The organism is Photobacterium sp. Ph5 (genome assembly GCF_022129445.1).
Taxonomy (GTDB): domain Bacteria; phylum Pseudomonadota; class Gammaproteobacteria; order Enterobacterales; family Vibrionaceae; genus Photobacterium.
In genome coordinates this window covers 140,064-153,297 of record NZ_JADQAQ010000001.1, presented here as the reverse complement: position 1 = coordinate 153,297, position 13,234 = coordinate 140,064, and the positions used below count along the sequence as shown (strand labels likewise).

Annotated in this window: 13 protein-coding genes; 5 read left to right on the top strand and 8 right to left on the bottom strand. The window is 40.2% G+C overall.

Annotated features, from left to right (window positions below):
- Positions 1-236: 236 nt before the first annotated feature.
- From pomA to thiI, 3 genes are all read left to right on the top strand, one after another.
- Complete coding sequence (pomA, locus tag I3259_RS00795; protein WP_238027869.1) at positions 237-998, top strand: flagellar motor protein PomA; 762 nt, start codon at positions 237-239, stop codon at positions 996-998.
- Between the two features lie 11 nt (positions 999-1,009).
- On the top strand, positions 1,010-1,933 hold the full coding sequence (locus I3259_RS00790; RefSeq protein ID WP_238027868.1) for a flagellar motor protein MotB: 924 nt from the start codon (positions 1,010-1,012) through the stop codon (positions 1,931-1,933).
- Positions 1,934-2,301: 368 nt separating this feature from the next.
- Entirely contained in the window at positions 2,302-3,753 is a 1,452-nt protein-coding gene (gene thiI / locus I3259_RS00785; protein WP_238027867.1) for a tRNA uracil 4-sulfurtransferase ThiI, read from the top strand.
- Between the two features lie 88 nt (positions 3,754-3,841).
- Here the strand turns inward: thiI and I3259_RS00780 are convergent, their stop codons facing one another.
- The 8 genes from I3259_RS00780 to I3259_RS00745 form a co-directional block, all read right to left on the bottom strand.
- Positions 3,842-4,459: a DJ-1 family glyoxalase III gene (locus I3259_RS00780; protein WP_238027866.1), complete on the bottom strand. Its 618-nt coding sequence runs from the start codon at positions 4,457-4,459 to the stop codon at positions 3,842-3,844.
- Positions 4,404-5,348 (bottom strand): 2-dehydropantoate 2-reductase, encoded by a 945-nt coding sequence (gene panE / locus I3259_RS00775; RefSeq protein ID WP_238027865.1) that lies wholly within the window; start codon positions 5,346-5,348, stop codon positions 4,404-4,406. Before panE ends, I3259_RS00780 begins: the two co-directional genes overlap by 56 nt.
- A 116-nt stretch (positions 5,349-5,464) precedes the next feature.
- Positions 5,465-6,211 carry an outer membrane protein OmpK gene (locus tag I3259_RS00770; protein WP_238027864.1) on the bottom strand — a complete coding sequence of 249 codons (747 nt, stop codon included), beginning with the start codon at positions 6,209-6,211 and terminating at the stop codon, positions 5,465-5,467.
- Positions 6,212-6,531: 320 nt separating this feature from the next.
- Positions 6,532-7,926: an MFS transporter gene (locus tag I3259_RS00765; protein WP_238027863.1), complete on the bottom strand. Its 1,395-nt coding sequence runs from the start codon at positions 7,924-7,926 to the stop codon at positions 6,532-6,534.
- A gap of 413 nt (positions 7,927-8,339) precedes the next feature.
- The gene (locus tag I3259_RS00760; protein ID WP_238027862.1) at positions 8,340-8,477 is read right to left on the bottom strand and encodes a hypothetical protein; all 138 of its coding nucleotides are present in this window, start codon (positions 8,475-8,477) and stop codon (positions 8,340-8,342) included.
- Between the two features lie 43 nt (positions 8,478-8,520).
- The gene (locus I3259_RS00755) at positions 8,521-9,072 is read right to left on the bottom strand and encodes a peptidylprolyl isomerase (RefSeq protein WP_238027861.1); all 552 of its coding nucleotides are present in this window, start codon (positions 9,070-9,072) and stop codon (positions 8,521-8,523) included.
- Positions 9,072-9,641, bottom strand: coding sequence for a YajG family lipoprotein (locus I3259_RS00750; RefSeq protein ID WP_238027860.1), 570 nt, complete (start codon positions 9,639-9,641; stop codon positions 9,072-9,074). The genes I3259_RS00755 and I3259_RS00750 overlap by 1 nt, the downstream gene beginning before the upstream one ends.
- Positions 9,642-9,739: 98 nt before the next feature.
- Complete coding sequence (locus I3259_RS00745; protein WP_238027859.1) at positions 9,740-10,864, bottom strand: methyltransferase; 1,125 nt, start codon at positions 10,862-10,864, stop codon at positions 9,740-9,742.
- A 144-nt stretch (positions 10,865-11,008) separates the two neighbouring features.
- Here I3259_RS00745 and bolA point away from each other — a divergent pair, with 144 nt between their 5' ends.
- Positions 11,009-11,320 carry a transcriptional regulator BolA gene (bolA, locus tag I3259_RS00740; RefSeq protein WP_238027858.1) on the top strand — a complete coding sequence of 104 codons (312 nt, stop codon included), beginning with the start codon at positions 11,009-11,011 and terminating at the stop codon, positions 11,318-11,320.
- A gap of 573 nt (positions 11,321-11,893) precedes the next feature.
- Positions 11,894-13,234 carry a Na(+)-translocating NADH-quinone reductase subunit A gene (locus I3259_RS00735; protein WP_238027857.1) on the top strand — a complete coding sequence of 447 codons (1,341 nt, stop codon included), beginning with the start codon at positions 11,894-11,896 and terminating at the stop codon, positions 13,232-13,234.

The window sequence follows — 13,234 nt, the reverse complement described above, 5'->3', positions numbered from 1 at the left end:
TTAATTGGTTAAGAAAAAGCTAAATGAAAAGATGAATTGGTCGATAAAGAGTTACTTTGCTGATGACATTCATCATTTAATGCTAAGAAGAGTCTTGGCGAAATAGTGAATATGGCGGTGGCTTTAAAGTTTTGGCTGTCTTTAGAGCGTATTATCTCAGTGATAGATTCAGATGTGTTAATTGATTGTCAATAAACGCAAGCCATTATATTTACCTAGCAAAAGAGGATCATGCTTTGGATTTGGCGACGCTTATAGGATTGCTTGGTGCATTCGCATTCATTGTTATGGCTATGCTGCTCGGCGGCGATTTGGTGATGTTTTACGATACATCATCGATTTTGATTGTATTAGGTGGCAGTACCTTTGTGGTGTTAATGAAATACAACATTGGGCAATTTTTTGGCGCTGCAAAAATCGCTATTAAAGCTTTTATGTTTAAAACGGACAATCCCGAAGAGTTAATTGCAAAAATTGTCGAAATGGCTGATGCCGCACGTAAAGGTGGATTTTTAGCCTTAGAAGAGATGGAAATTACTAACCCTTTTATGCGCAAAGGCATTGATATGTTGGTGGATGGCCATGATGCTGATGTTGTGCGCGGTACTTTACAAAAAGATATCTCATTAACCAATGAACGTCATGAGCAAGGGGTGGGGATATTTTCTTCTTTTGGTGATGTTGCGCCAGCAATGGGGATGATTGGTACGCTGATTGGCTTAGTTGCCATGCTATCTAATATGGATGATCCCAAATCCATAGGTCCCGCAATGGCGGTTGCCTTATTAACGACGTTATACGGTTCGATGTTAGCGAATATGGTTGCAATACCTATTGCAGATAAATTGAACCTGCGTAAAGAGCAAGAGCGTTTAAATAAGCGTTTAATCTTAGATGGTGTGCTAGCTATTCAAGATGGTCAGAACCCTCGGGTTATTGATGGCTATTTGAAAAACTACCTTCATGAGAAAAAACGCAGCGTGATCCTTGACGAGTAAGAGACAGTTGAATGGAAGAGCAATCTTGTAAATGTAAAAAAGGTGCGCCTCCATGGATGGCAACCTTTGCTGATCTTGCCACACTATTAATGTGTTTCTTTGTTTTATTGCTTTCTTTTTCTGAAATGGATGTACTGAAATTTAAGCAAATTGCAGGTTCGATGAAATATGCTTTCGGAGTGCAAAATATGCTTGAGGTCAACGACATACCCAAAGGTACAAGTGTTATTGCGCAAGAGTTTAGACCGGGTCGTCCTGAGCCAACGCCGATAGAAGTGATCATGCAACAAACAATTGATATGACACAACGATCATTAGATTTTCATGAAGGAGATTTTGATCGAGCTGGTGGCACACAACGAGATGCTGGTAAGTTGACGGGCGGACAAAGTAAAAAAACGGCGACACAAAATAATGAAAATGATGAATCTGAAGCCGATCAAATGCAAGAGAAACTAAAAGAAGTACTGACTAAAGCATTAGAGCGTGAGATCAGTGACAAAATTATAGAAATTGAAAACCTTGGACAACAGTTGGTTATTCGTATTCGTGAAAAAGGCGCATTTCCTGAAGGCTCTGCGTTTTTACAACCCAAATTTAAGCCGTTAGTACGTCAAGTTGCGATGTTAGTTAAAGATGTGCCTGGCATTATTCGAGTAACGGGACATACCGCGAGTGATAAATTGGATTCAGAGTTATACCGATCTAACTGGGATTTATCAGCACAACGGGCAGTATCAGTCGCGCAAGAAATGGAAAAAGTTGAAGGGTTTGATCATACTAAAATGCGGGTGGTTGGATTGGCAGATACTCAGCCTATTGCTGATAACAAAACTCGAGAAGGACAAGCTAAAAACCGTCGAGTGGAAATATCTATAATGCAAGGTAAGCCACATTTCAGTGATGAGATCAGCAGTAACTTTAGTGCTCAATAGATTGTAGCGCTTAAGGTTATTCACATAATGGCAGCGATAGCGCTGCCATTTTTATTGGGAGAGATGTTGCTCTTGCTGATAAGTGTTTTAGATATTTACGCTGAATTTCGCCGATGAGAGTTGCTGGCAGAGATGATCATGACTAAGGTAAATATAATTGAAAGCCAATCGCATGCGGTAAGTCTAATCGAAGATAACGTCGTGAGTTTTCATATCTTTGTTTCAGTGGTCGGTAGCTTGCTGTATAATTCGCGCCTTTAATTCCGTTTGGTACTCTCTGTCAATTTTCACGATATGATCTGTTAAAAATCATCCGTTAATGAATTGATTCTGTTCTGTACTGTTAGCCCTGTGAAGCGAAGCGTGTTATGAAATTTATTGTTAAGCCACATCCAGAGATTTTTGTTAAAAGTGATTCAGTGCGTAAGCGTTTTATCAAAATTCTTGAGTCTAATTTACGCATCATCTTAAAGCGCCAGTCAGAGTCTGTTAGCGTTTATAACCGTCGTTTTTCATTGGAAGTTAATGAGCCTGATGAATCAAAGCGCGATATGATCTTAGCAACATTGACGCAAACACCTGGTATTCATCATACCCTTGAAGTACAGCAAACGGAATTTACTGATCTTCATAATGTTTATGAACAAACATTAGCGCTTGTTGGCCCAGAGCTGGAAGGTAAAACATTCTGCGTTCGTGCAAAGCGTGTTGGCAAGCATGACTTTACCTCTATTGAAGCTGAGCGTTATGTGGGTGGTGGTCTTAATCAAGCGATTGAATCTGCAAAAGTAAGACTGAAAAAGCCAGATGTAACGGTTAATATTGAAATTGAACACAACTTATTAAACCTTGTGTTATTCCGCCATAAAGGTCTAGGTGGTTTTCCTTTAGGAACACAAGAAGACGTACTAAGTTTAATTTCTGGTGGTTTTGATTCTGGTGTTTCAAGCTACTTGCATATTAAACGTGGTAGTAAAGTCCATTACTGTTTCTTTAATTTAGGTGGGCCTGCACACGAGATCGGTGTTAAGCAGGTTGCGCATTATATTTGGAACAAGTTTGGCTCTTCAGCAAAAGTTAAATTTATCGCTATTGATTTTGAGCCTGTTGTTGGTGAGATTTTAGAGAAAGTCGACGATGGTCAGATGGGCGTTATCCTTAAGCGTATGTTTATGCGTGCTGCGGGTAAAGTTGCTGATAAATTCGGTATCGAAGCATTAGTAACGGGTGAAGCGCTAGGTCAGGTTTCAAGCCAAACATTAACTAACCTTCGTCACATTGACGGCGTAACAGATAGTCTAATTCTTCGTCCACTGATTAACTGGGATAAAGAAGATATCATTAATGTTGCACGTGAAATTGGCACTGAAGACTTTGCGAAAACGATGCCAGAGTTCTGTGGCGTGATTTCTAAGAGCCCAACAGTGAAAGCGGTGAAAGCGAAGCTTGAAATTGAAGAAGATAAATTTGATTTCTCTATTCTTGATCGTGTTGTTGATGAGGCGCGTGTGATGGATATTCGTGACATCGAAAAGCAAAGCCAAGAACAAGCTCCTGAAGTTGAGTTAGTTGAGCAGGTAGCGGGTGACGCAATTGTACTTGATATTCGTAGCCCTGACGAAGAAGATGAAAGCCCACTAGAGCTTGAAGGGATCGAAGTTAAGCACTTACCTTTCTACAAGCTGGCAACACAGTTTGGTGACTTACCGCAGGATAAGACGTACCTTCTGTACTGTGATCGTGGCGTAATGAGCCGCTTACAAGCGCTGTACCTAAAAGAGAATGGTTTCGAGAACGTAAAAGTTTACCGTCCTTTATAATCGCCATCGCTGTGTCTAAATAAAAGAAGCCTCGCAATTGCGAGGCTTTTTGTTATCTGGTGAGTTTACATCACTTAATCTCAATAGATTAAGTGCGTGGTAATACGTCGTAATGCATATTCGGCCATACAACCATAGGCTCTGCAACTTCAGCCGCTTTGGCTTTATTTTCTAATTGCGTCACTATCTCTAGCGCAAACTCTTGTGCAGTTCCGGGGCCTTGACTAGTTAATAGACGTGTATTTTTATCATACACCACACGCTTAACGCGTAATTGATGTGTTGGTATCTGATGTTGAAAAGCAGGATGACACGTCATGATTGAATGTGTGAACAATTGATGTGGAATAAACATAACTGCAGGTGTTGCACAAATCGCGGCGATCAGTTTACCGTCATAGTGATGCTGCTTTACAAATTCAACCACTAGTGGGCTATCACGAAAATGTTCCGCGCCTTTTAAACCGCCGGGTAACACCACGCAATCAAATGGCTCATCGGCAACATTGATCAAAGGCACGTCTGCTACCAGCTTGATGCCGCGAGATCCTTCTAAAATTAGTGCGCCATCTTCTGCGGTACTTGCAATTGTTACTTCAAATCCAGCCCGCTTTAAAATCGCAATAGTGTTAATTGCTTCCATTTCTTCGCTACCAGGAGCAAGGCAAACAGCAACGCGAGGAGCAGTCGTTATTGGTTCTAGCATGATATGAGGACTCCATAGATGTAATGGTTTGCCATAACTGGGTATTTACAGGCACAGCAATATCGAATTTTTTCGCTCGGTGAATAAGATAGCCCGTAATATAGTCGATTTCTGTTTGGCGCTGATAAAAAATATCTCTATTCATCGAGGAATAATTATCAGCGGTCGCATTTATTACCGTCAGTGCTTGTTGATAAAGCTCACCATTTTTTACACTGTAGCCTTCTGCTCGCATAACGAGTGTGACTTCATTACAAATTTGGATTAATTGATCTTGATAGTCTTCATTAGCAAGCTCACCGTTCGTACATTGATGAATGGCAGTTAATGGGTTAATCGCACAATTAATGGCGAGTTTCTTCCATAATGGTTCCATGATGTCATCTTGCCAATAGCACGGTGATAACGCTTGATTGAGTATGTCAGCGGTAGAGCTACCATCAGATATGGCGGAGGATATTGCGCCAATAAAAGTTTGTCCAAGCCCAGTATGGCGTAGCGTACTTTCTGCTGTTTTTAACGCTGCATGGGATGTGGTGGCATAACAAATCGTATGTTTAGGAAAGAGTTGCTTAACGGTATCATGGCTACCAATCCCGTTGTGCATGATCACTATCTTGCATCGCGCTGAAAGATCGTTAACAAGGGGTTGTAAGGCGGTGATGACTTGAAACGATTTTACTGTCACAAGGAGTACATCACTTTGTTGTAAATGATCTGCGTGATTAGCATTGAAACAGTAAGATCCTACTTCACCATTCAAAGATTGAAAGGTGAGTGGATAGCGGGTTATTGATGAACGGGTCCAAACTTGAACATCATGTTGCGGTTGCAAAGCGACAGCCCATAGTGAGCCGATTGCACCTGCACCCAATATTGTGATTTTCACACAGCAATCCATTGTTAACTATATTTATGTTGATAGTAACATTGTTCAAATAGTGCAGGATCAAAAAAGGCGCTGTTATAGCGCCTTCTCTCATTAATTACTCAATAACTTATTGATTAGAAGTTATATTTAACTGTATAAATCATCGCGTTTTGGTTGCCCTTGTTACCGAGCTTGTTGTAAGCATAACGGTACTGAACACCTGTTGTTACGTGATCCGTTGCGTTCCACCATAGTGCTAATGCACCGTTTGCGCTTACATCATCGCCTTCACCTGAAACGATCATGTATTTGTCATTGCGGCCAAATTCAGATTCGTGCCAGTTGCTGATCATGAACTTCTCGCCGAATGCATCAAAGTTATAGCCTGCAGACCAACCGAACATACCACCGTTCATACCACCAAAAGAATTTTCTCCAGGAGTTGTCATTGTGTGGTGGAAGCCGATAAATGGGTTGAAGAACCAGCCATCACCGTTGAATGCATATGATAGGCCTAGCACGTTATTTTGTGCTGTGAAGTCTTTACTGTTGGTGTTGTAAACTTGGCCGTATAGACGAAGCTCTGCAATACCCGTTTTGTAAGCAACTGAACCTTTAACAGATGTACTTACTTTTTCAGAACCTTTTTCTAAGTTTTCCAAATCTGCGAAACCGTATAATTCACCCCAGCTAAACCCCGCACCACCTTCAAGCTCTAGGTACCAGAAATCTTTTTTAAAGCCGTTTGCACGCTCTTCTGTACCGTTAGACCAATCTAAGTAGTTAACGCTCATATCACCAAAACCATACAGGTACTCTGCATGTGCTGGGAATGCTGATGCTGCTGTTAAAACGCTTAAAGCTACTAGTGATTTGCGCATGTTTTTATCTCACTCATTATGGTCTAAATGTAGGGATTTTGGCCGCCCCGTTTTTCTGGCGCTGATTCTAGTGTGTTATGTCGCGTTTGGGAATGTAACGTTTGCGCAAACCTTTGCTTTTTGTGATCTCGATCTGATGTAAACGGTTACATTTGCATTAAAAATGTGAGGTGTGTGAATATTTATTACGATTTAACTGAACTTTTTTTGAGTTTAATACTCTTTAGTGATTTTTTTAATGGCAAAAATACGCAGTTTAAATAAAAAAGGTGAGTTAAGGTTTCCGTTTTCAACAGAAACCTTATTTATTACAGGTGAGGTTATTGTTCTTCTAACTTATCGGGTGCAGTTGTCAGGGATAAGGCATTATTTTTAGCAACAAGTCGGATTAAAAATAGTACCGGAATACCTATTAATGCAGTAGTCAGGAAAAAGATATTATAGCCGAAATGATCGACATAAACGCCAGAAAATCCCGCAATAAACTTAGGGAATAGTAGCATGATAGAGCTAAATAATGCGTACTGGGTTGCAGAGAAAGCTACATTGGTTAGGCTAGACATGAAAGTGATGAAGGCTGCTGTTGCAATACCTGCGCCTAAGTTATCTGCTGAAATAACTAAAGTTAGCATCTCGAGGTTATTACCGACATAGGTAAATATCATAAATAGTAGATTGGTAATTGCAGATAATAAAGCGCCCAAGGCAAGAATACGTAAGGTGCCAAATTTACTGACAAGAATACCGCCTAAGCCAGCACCGACTAAAGTCATGATCACGCCAAAAATTTTTGAAATAGACGCAACTTCACTTTTGGTAAAGCCCATATCAACATAAAAGGCATTGGACATTACCCCCATCACAACATCAGAAATACGATAACAACTAATGAGTAACAAGATCAGTAGCGCGTTTTTACCATAGCGCTGAAAGAAGTCTTGGAAAGGCATAACAACAGCGGTATAAAACCACGCGGCGAGCCTTGCTTGTTTTTTACCGATCCCTTTTTGTTGTAATTTTTGTTGATAATCATGTTCGATCTTTTGAATTGATGAACTGTCGATATTAGGCTCTTTAACAAAGAGAGTGGTAAACACACCAATTAACATCATACCCGACATGATGAAATAGGCTGCTTTCCAGCCTGCGGGATCATAACCACTATCAGAGCCAAACCACGCCGCAAAAGCCAGCGCGCCAGCCCCTGCCATGATCATTGCTAATCGATAGCCTGCCATATAGGTTGCAGACAATGCTGCTTGTAAACGTACGGTGGCAAGCTCGATACGAAAAGCATCAATAACAATGTCTTGTGTAGCAGAAGCAAAGGCAACAACGATAGCAAATAAAGCAAACTGAACGAGATCTGTTTGGGGATTGCTAGTTGCCATACCACACAGTGACAAAATAATGATCAGTTGTGAAAACAACATCCAGCCACGACGCCGACCAAATAATCTGGAAAAAATGGGTAAAGGGAAGCGATCAACAAGTGGTGACCATGCCCATTTAAAACCATAAGCAAGTGCAACCCAGCTGAAAAAGCCAATACTTGTACGGCTTACATCAGCCTCACGAAGCCAAAAAGAAAGCGTACCAAAGACCAATAGAATAGGTAAGCCCGAGGAGAACCCAAGTGCAAACATGATCAGTGCTTTGGGGTTTAAATACACACGCCAACCGGTGGTATTATTTTGATGTATGGCTTTGTCCATATTTTCCTCGTAACACAAGTACCTAGGATGGAGACTAGGTAAAGTATAAAACTGTTATTTTTCTTTATAAATCAGATCTTAGCAGCAATCCGCTCTGTACGCATTGCTTCATTGTCAATTCGACAACAAGTTGTGCTGTAAATTCATAAACAGTGAAAACGGGTATAAATCTGAGGATAAATAATTAAGGACGATGAATTGATGTTAGTTCAGGGCAAGGAGCGAGATTGAGTAAGCAATGAGCATAATTGACAATCTTTTGTTGGAGATAAAAATCGCTAAATAACTGATAGTCTTCGATTTGAATAATGTATTGAAGCTGTAGTCCAAAAGCAGCTTTGCAATGATGACTGGATCTTCATCTGCTATATTCATTTTCTACCATAGAGCAAGGCATTCATGGGCATCGTTTTTCATATGGTAAAAGGAATACCACCACGAATAGTTGCAATAGCTGACATAGTAAAAGAAGGGGCTTGCTCAAAAACAACCTGTTGAATTCGTTTATTTTGACGATAAGAAAGAGAAGATTGATAGATAGGAGTGATCATTTACGTCACCTGTGCTTGATTGCGCACAGATGACGTAATCAATTTATTTAATAACTTTCATTGATTCAATAATGATAGGCTGCTGAGGTACATCTTGCATACCCGTTGTTCTATCTGAACCTGTTGGGATTTTCGCCATATCTTGTATAACGGAAAAACCTTTAATCACTTTACCAAATACAGCATAACCTGGGTTATTACCTGCAGCATTTAAAAATGAATTGTCTTTATAGTTAATAAAAAATTGGTTCGTTGCTGAGTTTGGATTTTGTGTGCGTGCCATCGCAACAGTTGCTGTATCATTTTTTAAGCCATTACTTGCTTCATTTTTAATAGGAGCATGAGTTGGGCGTTTATTCATCTCTTTATCAAAACCGCCGCCTTGGGCCATAAAGCCAGGGATCACACGGTGAAAAATAGTACCGTTGTAGTTTCCTTCTTCCACATAGCGTAAGAAGTTTTTACTTGTAACAGGTGCTTTTTCATCGTTTAGTTGGATGGTGAAATCACCAAGGTTAGTTGTAACTAACACCTTAGTGGCAGCACTCACGGGTAATGCGATAAGTAAGCATAGTGCGAGTAAAAAACGAGGCATTAAAGATTCTCCGTTAGATATTGATTTAATTCGCCGTCATTGGCGATTTCATTTAGAACTGAATTCATCATTTTTTCTAAGCTTTGCGCGATGTCTTCAGGCTTTGCTTTTAGCGGTTCTTGCTTAGTAGAACGGGCTGAATATTTCTTACTAAATGTGCCTTTTGATGTTGTCACCAGAAGTGCAATTTGTAATTCACTATTCATATCGTATTTAACAAGACCTTGCTTTACGTTAACTAACGCTTTTTCAATATTGATAGCAATATTCGATGGTGCAGAAGGGCTTACTTTGATCCCTTCACTGGCGAACTGTTTCGTTAAAGCACTCTGGAATGTTGCTGCAATATTTTCAGCGGGTTGGAATTCTTCAACATTTTGAGCACCACTATCGATCACAGCAATATATTGATGACTACGAGAGTCTTTGCTCGACACCTGTACGCTTAGGTCGTTAGTCGTTTGTGATGCAATCACAGGTGCAAGAGTTAGAGCTAATGGTGGCTGTACAGGGGTACTTGCACATGCGCTTAGTAATAACGCTGTAGCAATTACAATATATTTTTTCATGCTCTCCATTTCCTTGTATTCGTTGTTTAAATATAAACGAAAAATCAATGTCGTATTAAATATCACAAGCAATAAATTAACGTCATGAGCACGTTAGATTATTTTGATGATTGTAAAACCACAAATTTATTATTCTGGCCGATAAGTTTTACATTACCAAAAACACGCTTTAATTTCTCATGGTAACCCAATTGTCGATTACCAATTACAATCAGTTCGCCACCTTGACGTAATACGCGTTGTGCATCGCAGAACATTTGCCAAGCAATGTGATCGGTAACGGTATTTTGTTGGTGGAAAGGAGGATTACATAAGACTAAATCGGCACTATCAAGTGGGAAATTATCTAAACAGTTAGCTGTGACTACCTGTAATTGCTTAGGCGTTACTAAATTTAAATCAGCATTTTCACGGCATGATGCTGTCGCCATGAAGCTTTCATCGACACAAACAACGTTAGCTTGTGGGTTTAATTGCGCGGCCTTTATACCAATGACACCATTACCACAACCAAGATCGATAATATCGTTATACTTTGTATCTTGTGGAATGAAATCTAACAGTAAACGACCGCCAATATCTAAACTGTCGCTAGAAAACACATTGGCATGGTTAGTAATTGTTAATTTATGCTCGGGCACATCCCATTGTGTTGGGCGGGGGAGGGGCTTGGCTAAGCTTGGATTGGCTTTACAAAAGATCAAACGTGCTTTTTTAACCGCCAACGATGTTTTTGTTTCACCTAAAAATTTTTCAAATAACTTTAATGTTGAAGTGTGAATTTCTTTTACTTTACCAGCGGCGATCACTATGCAATCAGCTGGAAGTAAATGGCAAAGTTGCTGCAATTGCCAGCTTAATAAGCGGTTGTTTTTAGGTTGTTTTAGCAAAACTAACTGAGGGTTCTTAGGCAATTCCGTAAGGCAATCAAGAATAGAGATTGGTGGTAATTGGTTGCGCTCTAAATTCTCTTGGCATGCTTGTTTTGCAATAAAGGAGTCCGTCACGCTAGTGACAGGTGTTTGATTAGCAAACCAACAACCTAGCGCGCCAAAGCTATCGTTCATGATCAGAATTGGGCGTTCAGGATCGAGTTCCATCTCTTGACAATAATTGATCAGGTACTCATCTGCGGCGTCCCATGCTTGCAGAGTTTCATTTTTCCTTACTGGAAAGCGTGTTAGCGTCAAGGTGCGTTGATGTAAGGTTAGCTCTGGTTTCATTGCGGATAACTTTCAGGTATGTTTACAAAATAGTCGGCTATTTTCGCAGAACACTACGCGAGTGCAAAGGAAATACGGCATTAAAATAACAATAAAGTCGAGAAGGCTTGGCAATAAGACGCGATATTGTCAGCGGAGGTAAAAATGATTCAACAACGTATAGAGCATAAGCTTAATGATGCATTTTCGCCTAAGCATTTAGAAGTGCTTAATGAAAGTTACATGCATAATGTTCCTCCTGGCTCTGAGAGCCATTTTAAAGTGGTTGTTGTGAGCGATCAATTTAATGATCAGCGTTTAATTGCTAGACACCGCGCAATTAACAGCATACTTGCTGATGAATTAGCAAATAATATTCATGCTTTAGCTATTCATACTTACACTGAAGCTGAGTGGTCTGAATTAATAGCAGCACCGGCATCACCATCTTGTCGTGGTGGCTCACAAATTGGATAATCAGTGAAAAATATTGAATAAAAGGTCGTTTTTATAACGGCCTTTTTTATTATTAATCGTTAACATAAAGCGGAGTGTGCATACATAAACAGCTCCGAAATTTGTTTAAAATTACTGGCAAGGTCAATGTTTGAGCATATTTGTAACTGATGACATAGATAATACTCATTTGTTAACTGTATGTATTATTTTGATTATCTCAATACGGTTGATGATGACAGTTTTGTTAAAAAAACGCCTTCAAATAAATGCAAGCTTGAATGACGTTATTTTTAATAAATGTGCGCCTTGTCAAATTTATTGAGTTATTAAACTATTGCGCTTCAATTGTTGCTTGGTTTTCAGTCGGAATCGAGCGGAATAGCATAGAAAAAACGACACGATTAATGGTAGAATCGCCGCCTTGAAAAACTACTCACCTAGAATGATTGTGGTGAAGTGGTTAACTAGATGTTGCGGTATTGGTACTTTGCGGGTGAAATTCACCTGTAGACCGATTTCGAACTATGAAAAGTCGTGTCTTAATTGCGCAATAGAAAATTCTTTTTTCCCTTTAATGTAGTGCAAGTGCGTATGATTACAATAAAAAAGGGTTTGGATATCCCAATTTCAGGGACTCCTACCCAGGCGATACATGATGGTAATGCCATCTCTAAAGTCGCCTTGCTTGGCGAAGAATATGTTGGTATGCGTCCTACAATGCATGCTCGCGTAGGGGATGTAGTGAAAAAAGGTCAGATTCTTTTTGAAGATAAAAAGAACCCTGGCGTTAAATTCACTGCTCCAGCTAGTGGCAAGGTAGCGGAAATTAACCGTGGTGCGAAACGCGTTCTTCAATCTGTAGTGATTGATATCGAAGGCGATGAGCAAATCACATTTAATAAGTATGAGTCAGCTCAACTTGCTCAACTTGATCGTGCTGTAGTGGTTGATCAATTAGTTGAATCTGGTCTATGGACTGCGCTTCGTACTCGTCCATTTAGCAAAGTTCCAGCTGTTGGTTCTGAGTCTCAAGCTATTTTTGTGACGGCTATGGATACCAATCCATTGGCTGCTAATCCAGAAGTTATCATCAATGAACAAAGTGATGCTTTCATTGCAGGTTTGACGGTTCTTTCTAGTCTAACCAGCGGTAAAGTTTACGTTTGTAAATCTGGTGCTAGTCTTCCGCGTTCATCTGAAGCGAATGTTGAAGAGCACGTATTTAACGGTCCGCACCCTGCGGGTCTTGTTGGTACGCACATTCACATGCTTTATGGCGCTGATGCAAATCACATTGCTTGGGGTATTAATTACCAAGACGTTATTGCGTTCGGTAAGTTATTCCTAACAGGTGAGCTATATACAGATCGCGTTGTTTCTATTGCCGGTCCTGTTGTTAATAAGCCGCGTTTAGTGCGTACTCGCATTGGTGCTTCTATTGAGCAATTGACTGATTCCGAAATGATGCCTGGTCAATTACGTGTGCTATCTGGTTCAGTGCTTAATGGCTTTAAAGCAGAAGGTCCACATGCATACCTAGGTCGCTACCACCTACAAGTGTCGGCGTTACGTGAAGGCTATGAGAAAGAATTCATGGGCTGGATTGTACCTGGTAAAAATAAATTTTCTGTAACTCGCACATTCTTAAGCCAGTTCTTCCCTGGTCAGTTGTTCAATATGACAACAACAACGAATGGTTCTGAGCGTTCAATGGTGCCTATTGGTAATTACGAAAAAGTAATGCCACTAGATATCGAGCCGACATTACTGCTTCGTGATCTATGTGCTGGTGATTCAGACAGCGCGCAACAACTTGGTGCATTAGAACTAGATGAAGAAGATCTAGCACTATGTACATTTGTTTGCCCTGGTAAGTATGAGTTTGGTCCATTGCTACGTGAGTGCTTGGACAAAATTGAGAAGGAAGGGTAA